This is a genomic window from Actinoplanes sp. NPDC051388 (assembly GCF_055586225.1).
On record NZ_JBVJIP010000009.1, the window covers coordinates 224566 to 240440 of the forward strand.

Sequence of the window (15875 nt, forward strand, 5' to 3'; positions counted from 1 at the left end):
TTCTCTCCCCCCCCCCCCCCCCCCCCCCCCCCCCCCCCCCCCCTTCTCCTCCCCCCCCCCCCCCCCCCCCCCCCCCCCCCAGGTCCGTGGGGAAGGAGTTACTAAGAGGTCGGGCTGCTCATGATCTTGCCTCGGGCGACCTGGACCGTCGAGGCGGCCGGGGCGTCGCCGCCGAGGGCCGAGAAGATCGGGCCGGCCACACCGGCGGCCAGGCCGGCGGTGGCGACGATGACTGCGATGGTGGAACCGATGCGAGTGCGCATGTGGGGGGAGCTCCTGTCGTTCGGGGGACCTGACGACAAGGTTGCGGGCCCGGGGTTGCCGGTCGGGACGCGATAGGTTGCGAAGTGGTAGCAGCCTGAGGTGGTCTCAGCGCGGCCAGTCGCGGAGGGTGTGCCGCAGCGCCGCCACCTCGCGTGGGCCGAGGCCGTAGACGGCGAACCGGGCGTCGTCCAGCCGGTCGAGATAGCGCCCGGCGTCGGCCAGGTCCGCCGCCTCGATCGCCGGATCCGCCGCCCGCGCCAGCGCGAGCACCCGGTCCAGCGGGTAGCGCTCGAGCGCCGCCGCCACGTCGATGTAGTCACGCGCCTCGCGCCGGCCGACCAGCGCCGCCACCTTCGTCGCGACCAGATCGTCGAGGTGCATCACCGGGCCGACGTCCATCACCACCGGCGCGTGCCGCCGATCCAGCCGGCACAGCGTCAGCCGCAGCGCCCGGTCGCCGTCCGCGACCAGGAACTCCCGCAGGTTCTCGTCCATCCCGGCGAACAGCTCGTCCGGCGACTCGCGCGCCACCGAGTAACCCGCCGTGATCAGCGCGTCGGCCACCTCGCCGGCCGCCGCGGCCACCCCGTCGGACGAGTCGGTGAACAGGTCCACGTCTTCGGTCGGCCGCCGCACCAGGCCGTTGACCAGCCACGCGACGCCGCCGCCGAGCACGAAACCGTGTTTGTCGGCCACCCGCAGGGCGACCCGGGCGACGTCGGTGAAGAAGTCCGTCACGACGTCAGGCTGCGGTGCCGTGCCTCCCAGGCGGCGCGCACGCCGCGCGGCAGGTTGAGCCGCGGCCAGACCCGCGCCAGCGTGGGCCCGTGCAGGTGGTTGCGCAGCTCCTCGACCCGGACCGCCTCGCGCAGCACGTTCTCGTACATCCACAGCAGCGCGTCCGGATCGTCCAGGTCGAACGCCCGCTGCGGACCCCACCAGAGGCGCAGCGGCAGCTCGACCAGACCGTGCTCGGGGCCGGTCAGCTCGCGCAGGCTGCCGGCCACCACCACGGGGCGGTGCGGCCGCGCGAGGTGCACGACGGGGCTGGTCATGTGCACAGACTAGCGCCGATCGGCCAGCCGTTCACGAACCACGAGGTGGTGAAGGGCGTCGACGGCCTCGGGCGCGGGCTTGTCGGGCAGCCGCGCGGCGTCCCGCGCGGCCTCCAGCTCGGCCCGCAGGCGCGGCACGTCGGTGGCCAGCGCGGCCCGCACGCGGTCCGGGAACGGGCCGTGCTCGGCCTCGCGCTTGGCCGCGATCAGCTCCGGCACGTAGGCCGGGCCGCCCAGCTCGCGCAGGTCGGCCACCACCTCGCCGGTGCGCATCAGGTGGATGCCGGTGAGCAGCACACGCAGCGTGTAGAGGGCCGGCTTGAGCTCGCCGGTCTTCGCGAACAGCGTGAACTGAGTTGCCGCGAAACCCAGGTAGTGGTGCGCGTGGTGCCGCGTGATCAGGCCCGGCGCCAGCGCGACCAGCTCGGCGTGCGCGGGCGAGGTGGTCACCACCAGCGGCGACAGAAGCTGCTCGAGCACATAGCCGTTGCGGCTGTTCAGCAGGCGGGCGAACTTGAGCAGGTCGTGGCTGACGATGTCCAGCTCGACACCGTCGCGGACGCCGTCGTCCTGCACGGTCTCCGGCCCGGTGCGCAGCCCGACCACCTCGCCGACCGGCAGCACGTGGCTCGCGCGCAGGTCGAGGTCGGAGTCGACGGACGCGAACCCGTAGAGGTGGGCGCCGCTGACAGTGGCGAAGATCAAGGGATAGGGCAGGCCGGTGGCGATCTCACCGGCCCACTCGGGCACGTCGACGGTCACGGCAGACCCCTTTCCCGTACGCGGTACAGCAGCGCGTCGATCGTCTCGCGGTCCGGCGACGACGGCAGCCGGGTTTCCGCCGCCGCCACGTCCAGGTCGGCGAGCAGCTCGTCGGCCCACCCGGCCCACTCCGCCGCACCGTGCCTGATCGCGAGCAGCCGGTCGCGCATCGGTGTCATGTCCAGCAGCACCTCGCCGGTGCGCAGCACGTGCGCCCCGGCGAGCAGCAGCCGGATCATGTGCATGGCCTGCTTGTGGTTGACCTCGCCGGTGCGCTGCTGCCGGGCGCGTACCCGATGGAGCTGGTCCTTGGCGTAGTTGCCGTAGGTCTCGGCGACGCGGCGGGACAGGAACGCCTGGCGGGCGTCGCGCAGCTCCCGGCCGTCGACCGTGACCTGCTCGACGATCGGCGACCAGAGCACCTCGAGGACGGTCGGGTTGGCCTGCAGCGCGAGCGTGCAGAACCGCTCGATCTCCCAGGAGAACTGCTCGTCCAGCGGCCCGTCCAGATGGGTGGGCGGCTTGTCCAGACGCCAGAACGCGGCGGTCGGAGCCACGAACACGCCGCGCCGGTCGTGGTCGGAATCCGGGCCGTCCAGGCCGTAGGCCCGGGAGCCGACGACCGCCATCAGGACCGTCCTCACAGATCGAGGACCGTGGCGTCGATGGCGTCCAGCTCCTCCTTCGAGAGGTCGAGGTTCGCCAGCGCGGCCACGTTGGTCTCCAGCTGGGTCACGCTCGAGGCGCCGATGATCAGGCTGGTCATCCGCGGGTCGCGCAGCGCCCAGGCCAGCGCCATCTGGGCCAGCGACTGGCCGCGCTCGCGGGCGATGTCGTTGAGCGAGTGGATCCGGCCCATCGTCCTGCTGTCGAGGGCCTCCTCGGTCAGGAACACGCTGGTGCGCACCCGGGAATCCTCCGGGATCCCGTTCAGGTAGCGGTCGGTGAGCAGACCCTGCTGCAGCGGGCTGAACGCGATGCAGCCGGCCCCGGCCCGCTCCAGCGCGTCGAGCAGGTGGTCGTGCTCGAGCCGCCGGTTCAGGATCGAGTAGGACGGCTGGTGGATCAGCAGCGGCGTGCCCAGCTCGCGCAGGATCGCGGCGGCCTGGCCGGTCTGGTCCGCGGTGTAGTTGCTGATCCCGACATAGAGGGCCTTGCCGGCGCGGACCACCGCGTCCAGGGCGCCCATCGTCTCCTCCAGCGGCGTGTCCGGGTCCGGCCGGTGGTGGTAGAAGACGTCCACGTAGTCGAGGCCCATCCGGCGCAGCGACTGGTCCAGCGACGAGACCAGGTATTTCCGTGAGCCCCACTCACCGTAGGGGCCCTCCCACATGTGGTAGCCGGCCTTGGTGCTGACCACGATCTCGTCCCGGTACGCCCGCAGGTCCCCGGCGAGCATCCGGCCGAAGTTCGTCTCCGCGCTGCCCGGCGGTGGCCCGTAGTTGTTGGCCAGATCGAAGTGCGTGACCCCCAGGTCGAACGCGCGCCGTACGATGGCCTGCTGGGTCTCGAACGCGCGCGCCTCGCCGAAGTTGTGCCACAGCCCGAGCGAGATCGCGGGCAGTCGCAGGCCGCTGCGCCCGGCCCGGCGATAGGTCATCGTGTCGTAGCGGTCGTCCGCCGCGGAGTAGGTCACACGCCACACTCTAGGGATACGTGCCCGCAACATCTTCGCTGGTAGGTTGGTCGCCAGCCGTGCGGGAGAGCTCGCGGGCCCCACCAGGGCAGCCGTGGCGCCGAAGGGGCAAATCCTCCCCGGAACCTCTCAGGCACAAAGGACCGCGCGGGCAGGCGACTCTGAAGTTCCCGGTGAAATGGGTATGACAGAGGGGGAGGGTCCGTCCGACGACCTTCCGCCTGGAGTGCGCCCCATGACGACCTTTGCCCACCGTCACATCGGTCCCGACACCGATGAGCAGGCCCGCATGCTCAAGGCGATCGGATATCCCTCGATCGACGAGCTGATGGACGCGGCCATCCCCGAGGTGATCCGCTGGCACGGCGAGCTCGACCTGCCGGCCGCGGCGACCGAGGAGGAGGCGCTCGCCGAGCTGCGCGAGCTGGCCGGCCGCAACGAGGTCTCCACCTCGATGATCGGCCTGGGCTACTACGGCACCTTCACGCCCGCGGTGATCCGGCGCAACGTGCTGGAGAGCCCTTCTTGGTACACGGCCTACACGCCCTACCAGCCCGAGATCAGCCAGGGCCGGCTCGAGGCGTTGCTCAACTTCCAGACCATGGTCACCGATCTCACCGGCCTGACCACGGCGAACGCCTCGATGCTCGACGAGGGCACCGCGGTCGCCGAGGCGATGACGCTGGCCCGCCGCGGATCCAAATCAAAATCTTCGGTGTACGTGGTGGACGCCGACACGTTCCCGCAGACCCTGGCCGTGCTCCGCACCCGGGCCGAGCCGCTGGGCATCGAGCTGCGCCTGGTGGATCTGGACGCCGGCGACGAGCTGCCCGGCGAGTTCTTCGGGCTGCACCTGCAATACCCGGGCGCGTCCGGCGCGGTCCGCGACCACGCCGCCCTGGTCGAGCGCGCGCACGCCGCCGGTGCGCTGGTCACCGTCGCCGCCGACCTGCTCGCGCTGACCCTGCTGCGGTCGCCGGGCGAGATCGGCGCGGACATCGCGGCCGGCACCACGCAGCGCTTCGGCGTGCCGCTCGGTTTCGGCGGCCCGCACGCGGGCTACCTGGCGGTCCGCGCCGGCCTCGAGCGGTCGCTGCCCGGCCGTCTGGTCGGCGTGTCCCGCGACGCCGACGGGCAGCCGGCCTACCGCCTCGCGTTGCAGACCCGCGAGCAGCACATCCGCCGGGAGAAGGCGACCAGCAACATCTGCACCGCCCAGGTCCTGCTGGCCGTGATGGCGAGCATGTACGCGGTCTACCACGGGCCGGACGGACTTCGGGCGATCGCGCGGCGCGCCCATGAGCGGGCTCTCGCGGTCGCGGCCGGTCTCGCCGCGGCGGGCGTGCCGGTCGCGCACGCCGCGTTCTTCGACACGGTGACCGCGTCCGTCCCGGGCCGGGCCGCCGAGATCGTGGCGGCCGCCGCCGGGCAGGGCATCGACCTGCTTTTCGTGGATGCGGACACGGTCTCCATCGCCTGCGACGAGACGACCACGCCTGACGTTGTGGCCACCGTGCTGGAAGCCTTCGGCGCGACGCCGGCAGAGAGCGGCGGAGGTGCCATTCCATCCGAATTGTCCCGGACGAGCGACTTCCTCAGCCACCCGGTCTTCTCCAGCCACCACTCCGAGACGGCGATGCTGCGCTACCTGCGCCGGCTCTCCGACAAGGACTACGCGCTGGACCGCGGCATGATCCCGCTCGGCTCCTGCACGATGAAGCTCAACGCCACCGCCGAGATGGAACCGGTCAGCTGGCCCGAGTTCGCGAACATCCACCCCTACGCCCCGGCGTCGCGCACCGCCGGCTACGAGGCGCTGGTCGCCCAGCTCGAGTCGTGGCTGGCCGAGGTGACCGGCTACGACGCGGTGTCGGTGCAGCCGAACGCCGGCTCCCAGGGCGAGCTGGCCGGCCTGCTGGCCATCCGTGGCTACCACCGCTCCCGCGGCGACCTCGACCGCGACGTCTGCCTGATCCCGTCCAGCGCGCACGGCACCAACGCCGCCTCCGCGGTGATGGCCGGCATGCGGGTGGTCGTGGTGGCCTGCGACGACATGGGCAACGTCGACCTGGACGACCTGGCCGCCAAGATCGAGACGCACGCCGACCGACTGGCCGCGATCATGGTGACCTACCCGTCGACCCACGGCGTCTACGAGACCGGCATCGCCGACCTGTGCGCCCGGGTGCACGACGCCGGCGGCCAGGTCTACGTGGACGGCGCCAACCTCAACGCGCTGGTCGGCTTCGCCCGGCCCGGTCGCTTCGGCGCCGACGTGTCGCATCTCAACCTGCACAAGACGTTCTGCATCCCGCACGGCGGCGGTGGCCCGGGCGTCGGCCCGGTCGCGGTGCGCGCGCACCTGGCCGATTTCCTGCCCGGCGACCCGCTGGAGCCCGGCGACCACCACGCCGTCTCGGCGGCCGCGCACGGCTCGGCGGGCATCCTGCCGATCTCCTGGGCGTACCTGCGGATGATGGGCCCGGACGGCCTGGCCGCGGCGACCTCGGTCGCGGTGCTGGCGGCCAACTACGTGGCGGCCCGCCTCCGGGACCACTACCCGGTGCTCTATGCGGGCAACCGCGGCCTGGTGGCCCACGAGTGCATCCTCGACCTGCGGCCGATCACGAAGGCCACCGGCGTCTCGGTGGACGACGTGGCGAAGCGGCTGATCGACTACGGCTTCCACGCGCCGACCATGTCGTTCCCGGTGGCCGGCACGTTGATGGTGGAGCCGACCGAGAGTGAGGACCTGGCCGAGCTCGATCGCTTCTGCGACGCGATGATCGCGATCCGGGCGGAGATCGCCGCGGTGGCGTCGGGGGAGTGGCCCAAGGACGACAATCCGCTGGCCAACGCGCCGCACACGTCGTTCGCGGTGACCGCCGACGAGTGGAGTCACGCATATCCGCGGTCGGTCGCGGGGTTCCCGGCGGGAGTGGATCGGGCGTCCAAATACTGGCCGCCGGTGCGGCGGATCGACGGCGCCTACGGCGACCGGAACCTGGTCTGCTCGTGCCCCGCGCCGGAGGCGTTCGAGGAGTGAGGCGGATCAGCGGGCCGCGGCTCATGGGGTGGGTCGCGGCCCCTTCGCCATCACCGAGGGTGACGACGGAAGTGCGTATTGAAACGTTGCGGAAAGTCAGGCGGCCAGAGCGTGCTTGGCCGGTCCGCGGTGGGGCTGGATGAGCGTGCCGTCCGGCAGGATCTCGCCGGTGTCCTCAAAGACGATCACGCCGTTGCAGAGCAGGCTCCAACCCTGCTCGCGGCACGTGGCGACGATCCGGGCGGCCTCACGGTCGACGGCGTCGGCGGGGGGACAAGCTTGCTTGTGCTGGCACAACATCGGTTTCTCCGGTCAGGGGCTGTGTGATGATTCACAACTGCGGTGACGAACGTTACCTCAATCCGAACGACCGTGGATCGAGCGGGTGACGGCGTCCCGTTGTCAGAATCCTCGCTTCCGATGATCCACGGTAGGGGCGCTGCCGACCACTTCCCGACACCTCCCTCGTGTCTCGTTCCGGCCGCCCCGGCCTCCTGCCAGGGCGGTCACCGTCTGTCATCGTCGTTCTCGTGGTACCTCGGCGACAACGGCGATCCCGCCGAGCTTGTCGCTGCCTTCCTGTCGAACAACGGACTGCCGGTGCGAAACCTTGGCCGAACGGCTAGCCAGGTCCAACCGGACGGCGATGGTGCACCGTGCGGAGCCGCACTCTTCGTGTCCGCCGCGGCCGGATCCGTGATGGCCGGTGGAGCTGCCGGATCACCGACACCAGCACCGTCCGTCCCTGATGTGTACGCCGCCGTGCTCACTCATGGTTCACAACGTCCGCAAGCGGCCGACCCGGCCGGGTGGCGGCTGGGCCCCTGGCGGGACAGCTGGACGGCCGCGCAGCACGCCGCGGCCGTCGACGCCGCGCGCCGGGCGATCGCACGCGGCGACGTGTACCAGGTCAACGTGGTCGGCCACGCCTCCGCGGCCTACACCGGTGATTCGCTCCCGGCGCTGGCCCGGATGGCCGCACTGCCGGGCGCGCGCTACGGCGGCGTGCTGAGCGGAGAATGCCGGGGAGGCGACGGCTGGGCGCTCGGCTGCGCTTCGCCCGAAACGCTGGTCGAGGTGCGCGGCGGACGGGTGATCACGCGGCCGATCAAGGGCACCCGGCCGGCCACCGCTGAGGGCCGCCGGGAGTTGCTGGCATCGGCCAAGGAACGCGCCGAGCACGTGATGATCGTCGACCTGGAACGCAACGACCTGGCCCGGCTGCCCGGCGCCGGCCCGGTGCGGGTCGACGAGCTGTTCGCGGTACGCCGGTGGAGCAACCTCTGGCAGGCCGAATCGGTCGTCTCCGCGCCGCTGGACGGCGACCTGGACCTGGCGTCGCTGCTGCGCGCCATGTGCCCGGGAGGGTCGGTGACCGGCGCGCCCAAGCTGGCCGCGCTGGCCGAGATCGCCCGGCTGGAACCGGTCGGCCGGGGCCCGAGCATGGGCGCGATCGGCTGGATCGGTCACGACCACGTCGACCTGGGCCTGACCATCCGTACCGCGGCCGCCGCGGACGGCCTGGTGCATCTATGGGCGGGCGGCGGCATCACCTGGGACAGCGACCCGGCGGCCGAGGTGGCCGAGGCGGCGGCCAAGGCGGCGCCGATCCGGGCCGCGCTCGCCGGATAGGCCGCGCTCGCCGGATAGCCTGGCCGGCATGACGATTCGGCCCATCAGAGTGGTCGGCGACCCGGTGCTGCGCACCGAGGCCGACCCGGTCAAGGAGTTCGACGCCGCGTTGCGCGCGTTGGTCCGCGACCTGGAGGACACGGTCCGCGAGCCGGGCCGCGCCGGGGTGGCCGCCCCGCAGATCGGCGTCAGCCTGCGGGTGTTCTCCTACAACGTGGACGACGTGGTCGGCCACCTGGTCAACCCGGTGCTGTCCGGCTTCGAGGGTGAGCAGGACGACGAGGAGGGCTGCCTGTCGGTGCCCGGCCTGTACTTCCCGACGAAGCGGGCGATGCGGGTGGTGGCGACCGGCCAGGACCAGCACGGCGAGCCGCTCGTGATCGAGGGCGAGGGCTTCCTGGCCCGGGCTCTGCAACACGAGACGGATCACCTGGACGGCCGCCTCTACATCGACACCCTCACCGGCGACGTCCGCCGGCAGGCGCTGCGCGCGATGCGCGCCCGCCCGCGCGCCTAAACCCGTGCGGCCGCCGCGTTCAGGTTGTCCGCGGCCTGGCGCAGGCCCTCGATCTGGTCGAGTTCGGTGTCCTCGTGCTCGATGTTCACCGCCATGTCCGGGTCGACCCGCTGCAGGGCGCGCAGGAACGGCACCCAGAAGTCGTCCACGCCGTGCCCGCGGCCGACCGCGACGAACTGCCACGCCGGGTTCCGCGGCCAGATGTTGAGGGTGTTGTCGCCGCCCAGGTTCAGCGGGTTCTCCTCGGCCGGGGTGCGGGTGAAGCGGTCGTCCAGCACCCCGAAGATCTTCACGTTGTCCGCATTGATCCGGGTGTCCTTGGCGGCCGCGTGGAAGACCAGGTCGCCGAGGTGCTCGATCGCCGCCACCGGATCGATGCCCTGCCAGAACAGGTGACTCGGGTCCATCTCGGCGCCGACGTGCGTCGCGTTGGTCTGCTCGACCAGCCGCCGCAACGTGGCCGGGTTGAAGACCAGATTGTGCGGGTGCATCTCGATGCAGACCTTGACGTCGGCGTCCGCGGCCCGGGCCTGGACGTCCTTCCAGAACGGGATCGCCACCTCGGTCCACTGGTAGTCGAGGGTGTCCAGGAATTGGCTGTCCCACGGGTTCACCACCCAGTTGGCCGCGGTGGCGCCGGCGTGCCCGCCGGGCAGCCCGGACATCGTGACGACCCGCTTGACCCCGAGCGCCGCGGCCACCTCGATGGTGCGGTGCAGGTCGGCGGCGTGCGCCGGGCCCACCTTCGGGTCCGGGTTGAGCGGGTTGCCGTTGACGTTGAGGCCGGTCAGGGCGATGCCGGCCTGTTCGAAGCGGCCCAGGTAGTCCTGGCGGGCGCCCTCGCTGGCCAGGATGTCGGTGATCGGGATGTGCGGTGCGCCGATGAACCCGCCGGTGTTGATCTCGGCGCTGGTCAGACCCATCTCACCGAGGATCTTCAGGGTCTCGTCGATCGAACGGTCGTGCAGGCAGGCGGTGTAGGCGCCGAGTTTCACGGGTGGAGTCCTTCCGGCAGGGAGACGGGCTTGTCGATGGCGTTCGTGACCGCGTCGAGGACGCGCAGGTTGTGCAGGCCGTGCGCCATGTCGGGGCAGGCCGGCAACCGGTCCAGGCCGCCGATCTGGTCCAGGAACGCGCGGGCCTGATAGACGAAGAAGTCGTTCTGGCCGTGGCCCACGGTCGGGAAGTCCATCGGCAGGCCGCCCGCGACGTAGGGGTGCCAGGGGCCGATCGAGACGGTCCGGACGCCGTTCGAGGCCTGCGCCGGGCCGTCGTCGATGATGCCGAACTCGGCCGGGCGGTTCAGGTCGAAGGACGCCGTGCCGCCCTCGCAGAAGAGGTCGAACTTCAGGGTGTTGGCGTGCCCGAAGGCGACCCGGGAGAGCGCGAACGTGCCGACCGCCCCGCTTGCATAGCTCGTGGTGAAGGTGCAGACGTCCTCGTTCTCCACCGGCAGCCGCTCGTCGCTGACCTGGACGCCGCCGGAGTGCCCGACGGCCACGCCGAGCGGCTTGGGGCGGTCCTTGATCAGGGTGGCCATCGTGGTGCCCTGCACGCCCGAGGTGGGTCCGCAGAAGAACTCGGCGAGGTCGGTCAGGTGGCTGCCGATGTCGGCCAGCACGCCGCTGCCCGGGCCGCCCAGATAGCGCCAGCTCATCGGGCGGTCGGCGGCGAAACCGTAGTCGCACCAGTAGTTGCCGACGAACTGTCGCACCTTGCCGAGCCGGCCCTCGACCTCGGCCCGGATGGCGTTGATCGCGGGGGAGCGGCGGAAGGTGAAGCCGACCGCGTTCACCCGGCCGGGCGCGGCCGCCGCGGCCGCCACCATCGCCTCGGCGTCGGCCAGGTTCGGGGCGAGCGGCTTCTCGCACAGCACGTGCTTGCCTGCCGCCAGCGCGGCCTCGGTGATCTCGCGGTGCAGGCCGTTCGCGACGGCCACGCTGACCGCGTGCACGTCCGGCGCGTCGATCACCGCGCGCCAGTCGGTCTCGGCCCGCTCGAAGCCGAAGCGCCGGGCCGCGTCGACCGCGAACGGCTCGTGCACGTCGGCGATCGCGACCAGCCGGGCCTGCGGTCCGTCCAGGTCGTAGACGGTCGAGGAGTTGCGGTACGCGTTCGCGTGCGCCCGGCCGACCATGCCCGCGCCGATCACCGCCACGCCGATCTGCTGACCCACGGCCAACCTCCTTTTAAAGCGCTTTAAGTACCAGTACTATCTGAGTCGATCTCGTTGTGTGTCAAGGGTGTTACGGGGGTCGGTTCGTGGATCAGCGGCCGCGGCTGGAGGATGTCGCCGCGCGGGTCGGTGTCTCCACCGCCTCGGTGTCCCTGGTGCTGCGCGGCGCGCCCGGGCCCAGCGCGGAGACCCGCCGCCGGGTGATGGAGGCGGCCGCCGAGCTGGGCTACCGCGCCGACCGGGCGGCCAGCATGCTCGCCCGGCGCCGCCGCCACCTGCTCGGCGTGCTGCTCGACGTGCGCAACCCGTTCCACGCCGAGCTGGTCGAGGAGATCCAGGTCGAGGCCGACCGGACCGGCTACGAGGTGGTGCTCTCCACGCTCACCCGCAGCCACGACGAGGACCGCGCGATCGCCTCGCTGCTGGACTTCCGCTGCGAGGGCCTGCTGCTGCTCGGCCCGGACCTGGGCGACGACGGCCTGGACAAGCTGGCCGCCCAGGTCCCGGCCGTGGTGATCGGCCGCCGGGTGCGCCGCGCGCAGGTCGACGTGATCCGTCCGGCCGACGACATCGGCGTCGCCGCGGCCCTCGACCACCTGATCGAACTCGGTCACACCCGCATCGCGTTCGTGGACGGCGGCAAGGGTGCGGTGGCGGTCGAGCGGCGTCGCGGCTACCGCACCGCGATGCGCCGGGCCGGGCTTCCCGCCGAGGTGATCCCGGGCGACCACACCGAGGAGGGCGGATTGCGGGCCGGGCGCCTGCTGGCCGCGGCGACCGGCCGGCCCAGCGCGGTGATGGCCTCCAACGACCGCTGCGCGGTCGGGCTGCTGGATGCGTTTCTGCGCGCCGGCTTGGACGTGCCGGGGGAGATCTCGGTCGTCGGGTACGACGACAGCACCCTCGCGCGGCTCGCCCACATCGACCTGACCACGGTGAACCAGGACGCGCCCGCCCAGGCCCGGCACGCGGTGGCGGCCGCCGTGTCCCGGCTCGACGAGGGCCGCACCGAGCGGCTCGAAGTGGTCCTGCGCCCGCACCTGGTGGTCCGCCGCACGACCGGTCCGGTGCTGGGCTGAATCGGTCTGCTGGGCTGACTCGGTCTGAATCGGTGGTGACCGGGCCGCACGACCCAGTCAGCTATTTCTCGCGCTGGACATTCTCGGCCCGCTCGATCCGCACCCGGTTCAGCCATCCCGGGAGGTCGCTGAGCACATACAGCTCGCCGTGCACGTCGGTGCCGAACGCGGTCGGCTGGGTGGGAAAGTCGCCGATCGTGGCCGACTCGTAGCCGCCCCCGGGCTTGGGACGCACGGCGAAGGCGAGGGTCGAGCAGTAGTCGCTCGCGATGTAGGTGCCCCGTGCCTCGGGGGTCCGGAACCCTCTGTACACCACGCCGCCGGTCACCGAGCAGTTCTCCGTGAGGAAGTGTTCGTACTCGAAGACGGGGTCGGTGTACCGCACGCCCGGCCGGCATTGCTCCGGGTCGAACACCGGGGTGCCCTCCCGGCAGGACCAGCCGAGGTTCGCCCCACGCTGCGACGGGCGGATGTGGTCGATCTCTTCGACCAGGCCCTGGCCGACGTCGCCGATCCACAGCGAGCCGTCGACCGGGTCGATGGAGAACCGCCACGGGTTGCGCAGGCCGTAGACCCAGATCTCCGGCCGCGCGCCCGGCGTGCGGACGAACGGGTTGTCGGGGGGCACGCAATAGGGCTTCGCTCCGCATCTGCGGTTGACGTCGATCCGCACGATCTTGCCGAGCAGGGTGCCGAGGTCCTGGCCGGCCTTGAACGGATCGTTCGCGTGGCCGCCGTCGCCGAGCGACCAGTAGAGGTGCCCGTCGCGGCCGAACGCCACCTGTCCACCGTTGTGGTTGCCGTACTCGGCGTGCTCCTGGGTGAGCAGCACCTGCACCCGGTCGGGAGCGCCGAGAGGCACTCGCGCCAGGGTCAGAGCGCCGGCCGGCAGGCTCGTGTATGCCACGTAGAGCATCCCGGTCCGCGCGAAGTTCGGTGCGGGCGTGATGCCGAGAAGTCCGCGCTCGTTGTCCGACGTGTCGATCAGTGCGGTCAGGTCGAGCACCGGCTCGGCCGCCAAGCCGGTGTCGGGGTGGTAGGCGCGGACGGTGCCGTCCTTCTCCGCGATCAGCATCCGGCCGTCCGGCAGCCCGGTGATCGCGATCGGACGCCGCAGACCGGAAGCCACCTGTTCGGACACCACGGTCAGCTCGGCGAGTGGCACCGTCCGGGGGCGCGGCGTGCCGGCCGCGGGGGTGCCGGCCGCCGACGACGACGGCAACAGCAACGCGGGCAGGACCAGAACGAGGAGGCCGGCCAGCACGGTGGTCGGACGACGACGCAGTCGTGACATGTGTGAGCTCCTCGGGCAGAGAGGACGCGATTGGGAGCGCTCCCACAATACATCGACGCTCAACGATGTCAAAGCCCTGGTCGATCGCGGTCAGGCCGTGGGGCGCTGGTCGACGATGCGCCGCATCTTGCCCATCGAGCGCTCCACGCCGTCGGGACCGATCACCTCGATCGCCACGCTGACGCCGATCCTGTTCTTGATCCGGGTGGCCAGGTCGCGGCCCGCCCGCTCGGCGTCTTCTCCAGTGGCGTCCGGCCGGCGCTCCACCTTGACCGTCAGCTCGTCGAGCCGGCCGGAACGGGTCAGGACACATTGGAAATGCGGCGCCAGCGCGGGCGTGCCCAGAATCAGCTCTTCGATCTGGGTGGGGAAGAGGTTGACGCCGCGCAGGATGATCATGTCGTCGGTGCGGCCGGTGATCTTTTCGATGCGGCGCATCGGGCGGGCCGTGCCGGGCAGCAGACGGGTCAGGTCGCGGGTGCGGTAGCGGACCACCGGCATCGCTTCCTTGGTGAGCGACGTGAAGACCAGCTCGCCGTAGGTGCCGTCGGGCAGCACCTCGCCGGTCACCGGATCGACGATCTCGGGATAGAAGTGGTCCTCCCAGACGTGCAGGCCGTCCTTGGTCTCAACGCACTCGTTGGCCACGCCGGGGCCCATCACCTCGGACAGCCCGTAGATGTCGACCGCGTGCATGTCGAGGGTCTGCTCGATCTCCTGCCGCAGGTCCTGCGTCCACGGCTCGGCGCCGAAGATGCCGACCCGCAACGACGTGGTCCGGGGGTCGACGCCCTGGCGGCGCATCTCGTCGACGATCGCCAGCAGGTAGCTCGGCGTGACCATGATGACCTCGGGCTGGAAGTCCCGGATGAGCATGACCTGCCGCTCGGTCATGCCACCGGAGACGGGGATCACCGTGCAGCCGAGCTCTTCGGCCCCGTAGTGCGCCCCCAGACCCCCGGTGAAGAGCCCATAACCGTACGCGACGTGCACGCGATCGCCGGGCCGGCCGCCGGACGCCCGGATCGAGCGGGCCATCAGCCGTGCCCAGGTGCGCACGTCCTCCCTGGTGTATCCCACCACCGTGGGCCGGCCGGTGGTGCCGGAGGACGCGTGGATGCGGGAGATCTGCTCGCGGGGCACGGCGAACATGTCGAACGGGTAGTTGTCCCGCAGCGTCGCCTTGTCCGTGCACGGGAACCGCCCGAGATCGGCGAGCGAGCGCAGGTCGCCGGGGTGCACGCCGTGCGACTCGAACATCTTGCGGTATTGCGGCACGTGGTCGAACGCGTGCCGCAGCGACCACCGCAGCCGCGTCAGCTGGAGATCGCGCAGCTCGTCGACGGAGGCGCGCTCGATCGGGTCCAGGTCTTCCTTGCGGGGGGTGCGATCCTGCACGGCTTCACTCCTGTCTCGTGCGCAGGCCCTCGAACGCGATGGTGACCACCGCGTCGGCCATCGCCTCAGCGCCGCCGCGGCGGGGTCTGTACCACTCCGTCAGCGAGTTGACCATGCCGAAGAGCAGCCGCGCGGCGGTCGCCGGATCGACGTCGGCGCGCAGATCGCCGTCCGCCTGCGCCTGCTTGACCAGGTCGGTGACCTGGGCGTCGAGGATGCGGCGGCGCATCAGCGCGCCCTTCTCGATGGCGTTGTTGCCGCGCACCCGCAGCAGCAGGGTGACGAACTCGAGGCGGTCGGCCAGCACCAGCACGCTGCGCCGGACCAGCGTCTCGAGGCACTCGATGGCGGGCGCGTCCATGGCCTTGACGTCGGCGGCCGCCTGCTGCAAGCCGTCGAGGGCGTGGTTGATCGCCATCCGGAGCAGGTCCTGTTTGCTGGTCACGTGGTGGTAGATGGTGGATTTGGTGATGCCCAGGGCGTCGGCCAGGTCGCCCATGCTGGTCGCCTCGTAGCCCCGGTCGTTGAAGAGCCGGACCGCCGCCGCCAGCACCGCGCCCTGGTCGTGGCCGGGCCGGCCGCGCCGCGGGCGGGCCGCCTCGGCGGTCACGCCGGCCGTCCCGAGCCCAGGACGCGGCTGCGGCCGCGAAACTCGGCCACCACGTCACCGGCCCGGGTCACGGTGACGTCGTAGACGCCGTTGCGGCCGCTGACCACCCGCTCGGTGGCGGTGGCCAGGAGCACGTCGCCGAGCCGGGCCGGGCGCAGGAAGTCGATGTCACACCCGGCCGCTACGGTGACCGGGCCGTGGCTGTTGCAGGCGCAGGCGAAGGCGGTGTCGGCGAGCAGGAAGACATATCCGCCGTGCGCCATCGCGTGCCCGTTGACCATCGCCGCGGTGACCGTCATCCGCACCGTGGCCTGCCCGTCTCCGGCCTGGAGCAGTTCGATGCCGAGGCCCCGCGAAGCCTGGTCGCGCTCGAACATCTCGTGCGCCGCGGTGAGTGCCAACACGA

The 15875-nt window shown here is 71.6% G+C and carries 17 protein-coding genes and 1 riboswitch; of the genes, 4 read left to right on the forward strand and 13 right to left on the reverse strand.

The window, feature by feature from the left end; translation table 11 throughout:
* Positions 1-101: 101 nt before the first annotated feature.
* The 6 genes from ACZ6TI_RS23820 to mgrA form a co-directional block, all read right to left on the reverse strand.
* Entirely contained in the window at positions 102-263 is a 162-nt protein-coding gene (locus tag ACZ6TI_RS23820; RefSeq protein WP_465347325.1) for a hypothetical protein, read from the reverse strand.
* A 106-nt stretch (positions 264-369) separates the two neighbouring features.
* The gene (locus ACZ6TI_RS23825; protein WP_465347326.1) at positions 370-1002 is read right to left on the reverse strand and encodes a nucleotidyl transferase AbiEii/AbiGii toxin family protein; all 633 of its coding nucleotides are present in this window, start codon (positions 1000-1002) and stop codon (positions 370-372) included.
* On the reverse strand, positions 999-1319 hold the full coding sequence (locus ACZ6TI_RS23830; protein WP_465347327.1) for a hypothetical protein: 321 nt from the start codon (positions 1317-1319) through the stop codon (positions 999-1001). The genes ACZ6TI_RS23825 and ACZ6TI_RS23830 overlap by 4 nt, the downstream gene beginning before the upstream one ends.
* Positions 1320-1328: 9 nt before the next feature.
* Positions 1329-2081, reverse strand: a complete 753-nt coding sequence (locus tag ACZ6TI_RS23835) for a nucleotidyltransferase domain-containing protein (protein WP_465347328.1) — start codon at positions 2079-2081, stop codon at positions 1329-1331.
* Positions 2078-2710: a nucleotidyltransferase domain-containing protein gene (locus tag ACZ6TI_RS23840; protein ID WP_465347329.1), complete on the reverse strand. Its 633-nt coding sequence runs from the start codon at positions 2708-2710 to the stop codon at positions 2078-2080. The genes ACZ6TI_RS23835 and ACZ6TI_RS23840 overlap by 4 nt, the downstream gene beginning before the upstream one ends.
* 11 nt (positions 2711-2721) lie before the next feature.
* Positions 2722-3717 carry an L-glyceraldehyde 3-phosphate reductase gene (gene mgrA / locus ACZ6TI_RS23845; RefSeq protein ID WP_465347330.1) on the reverse strand — a complete coding sequence of 332 codons (996 nt, stop codon included), beginning with the start codon at positions 3715-3717 and terminating at the stop codon, positions 2722-2724.
* 52 nt (positions 3718-3769) lie between these two features.
* Positions 3770-3873, forward strand: a riboswitch (glycine riboswitch).
* A 79-nt stretch (positions 3874-3952) separates the two neighbouring features.
* On the opposite strand from mgrA, the gene gcvP reads away from it, so the two are divergent.
* Complete coding sequence (gene gcvP, locus ACZ6TI_RS23850; RefSeq protein WP_465347331.1) at positions 3953-6763, forward strand: aminomethyl-transferring glycine dehydrogenase; 2811 nt, start codon at positions 3953-3955, stop codon at positions 6761-6763.
* Positions 6764-6859: 96 nt separating this feature from the next.
* Here the strand turns inward: gcvP and ACZ6TI_RS23855 are convergent, their stop codons facing one another.
* Positions 6860-7060, reverse strand: coding sequence for a DUF5999 family protein (locus ACZ6TI_RS23855; RefSeq protein WP_465347458.1), 201 nt, complete (start codon positions 7058-7060; stop codon positions 6860-6862).
* 123 nt (positions 7061-7183) lie between these two features.
* On the opposite strand from ACZ6TI_RS23855, the gene ACZ6TI_RS23860 reads away from it, so the two are divergent.
* Positions 7184-8395 carry a chorismate-binding protein gene (locus ACZ6TI_RS23860; protein ID WP_465347332.1) on the forward strand — a complete coding sequence of 404 codons (1212 nt, stop codon included), beginning with the start codon at positions 7184-7186 and terminating at the stop codon, positions 8393-8395.
* Between the two features lie 28 nt (positions 8396-8423).
* Positions 8424-8912, forward strand: coding sequence for a peptide deformylase (gene def / locus ACZ6TI_RS23865; RefSeq protein ID WP_465347333.1), 489 nt, complete (start codon positions 8424-8426; stop codon positions 8910-8912).
* On the opposite strand, the gene ACZ6TI_RS23870 is transcribed toward def, so the two are convergent.
* Both ACZ6TI_RS23870 and ACZ6TI_RS23875 read right to left on the reverse strand, forming a co-directional pair.
* Positions 8909-9907, reverse strand: a complete 999-nt coding sequence (locus ACZ6TI_RS23870) for a sugar phosphate isomerase/epimerase family protein (protein ID WP_465347334.1) — start codon at positions 9905-9907, stop codon at positions 8909-8911. The genes def and ACZ6TI_RS23870 overlap by 4 nt on opposite strands.
* A complete protein-coding gene (locus ACZ6TI_RS23875; protein ID WP_465347335.1) occupies positions 9904-11088 on the reverse strand; it encodes a Gfo/Idh/MocA family protein in 1185 nt (394 codons plus the stop codon). The genes ACZ6TI_RS23870 and ACZ6TI_RS23875 overlap by 4 nt, the downstream gene beginning before the upstream one ends.
* 86 nt (positions 11089-11174) lie before the next feature.
* Here ACZ6TI_RS23875 and ACZ6TI_RS23880 point away from each other — a divergent pair, with 86 nt between their 5' ends.
* Positions 11175-12167 carry a LacI family DNA-binding transcriptional regulator gene (locus ACZ6TI_RS23880; protein ID WP_465347336.1) on the forward strand — a complete coding sequence of 331 codons (993 nt, stop codon included), beginning with the start codon at positions 11175-11177 and terminating at the stop codon, positions 12165-12167.
* A gap of 61 nt (positions 12168-12228) precedes the next feature.
* Here ACZ6TI_RS23880 and ACZ6TI_RS23885 read toward each other — a convergent pair whose 3' ends face one another.
* The 4 genes from ACZ6TI_RS23885 to paaI all read right to left on the reverse strand — a co-directional run bounded on the left by ACZ6TI_RS23885 (position 12229) and on the right by paaI (position 15846).
* Positions 12229-13461, reverse strand: coding sequence for a PQQ-dependent sugar dehydrogenase (locus ACZ6TI_RS23885; RefSeq protein ID WP_465347337.1), 1233 nt, complete (start codon positions 13459-13461; stop codon positions 12229-12231).
* A gap of 90 nt (positions 13462-13551) precedes the next feature.
* Positions 13552-14859: a phenylacetate--CoA ligase PaaK gene (paaK, locus tag ACZ6TI_RS23890; RefSeq protein WP_465347338.1), complete on the reverse strand. Its 1308-nt coding sequence runs from the start codon at positions 14857-14859 to the stop codon at positions 13552-13554.
* A gap of 4 nt (positions 14860-14863) precedes the next feature.
* On the reverse strand, positions 14864-15469 hold the full coding sequence (locus ACZ6TI_RS23895) for a TetR/AcrR family transcriptional regulator (RefSeq protein ID WP_465347339.1): 606 nt from the start codon (positions 15467-15469) through the stop codon (positions 14864-14866).
* A complete protein-coding gene (gene paaI / locus ACZ6TI_RS23900; RefSeq protein WP_465347459.1) occupies positions 15466-15846 on the reverse strand; it encodes a hydroxyphenylacetyl-CoA thioesterase PaaI in 381 nt (126 codons plus the stop codon). Before paaI ends, ACZ6TI_RS23895 begins: the two co-directional genes overlap by 4 nt.
* Positions 15847-15875: the final 29 nt, after the last annotated feature.

What these genes read in the sequence shown, in the direction of transcription:
- ACZ6TI_RS23820 (WP_465347325.1), bottom strand. Translation starts at nt 263, where the DNA reads ATGCGCACTCGCATCGGTTCCACCATCGCAGTCATCGTCGCCACCGCC.
- ACZ6TI_RS23830 (WP_465347327.1), bottom strand. Translation starts at nt 1,319, where the DNA reads ATGACCAGCCCCGTCGTGCACCTCGCGCGGCCGCACCGCCCCGTGGTG.
- ACZ6TI_RS23840 (WP_465347329.1), bottom strand. Translation starts at nt 2,710, where the DNA reads ATGGCGGTCGTCGGCTCCCGGGCCTACGGCCTGGACGGCCCGGATTCC.
- gcvP (WP_465347331.1), top strand. Translation starts at nt 3,953, where the DNA reads ATGACGACCTTTGCCCACCGTCACATCGGTCCCGACACCGATGAGCAG.
- ACZ6TI_RS23860 (WP_465347332.1), top strand. Translation starts at nt 7,184, where the DNA reads ATGATCCACGGTAGGGGCGCTGCCGACCACTTCCCGACACCTCCCTCG.
- def (WP_465347333.1), top strand. Translation starts at nt 8,424, where the DNA reads ATGACGATTCGGCCCATCAGAGTGGTCGGCGACCCGGTGCTGCGCACC.
- ACZ6TI_RS23885 (WP_465347337.1), bottom strand. Translation starts at nt 13,461, where the DNA reads ATGTCACGACTGCGTCGTCGTCCGACCACCGTGCTGGCCGGCCTCCTC.
- paaI (WP_465347459.1), bottom strand. Translation starts at nt 15,846, where the DNA reads ATGTTCGAGCGCGACCAGGCTTCGCGGGGCCTCGGCATCGAACTGCTC.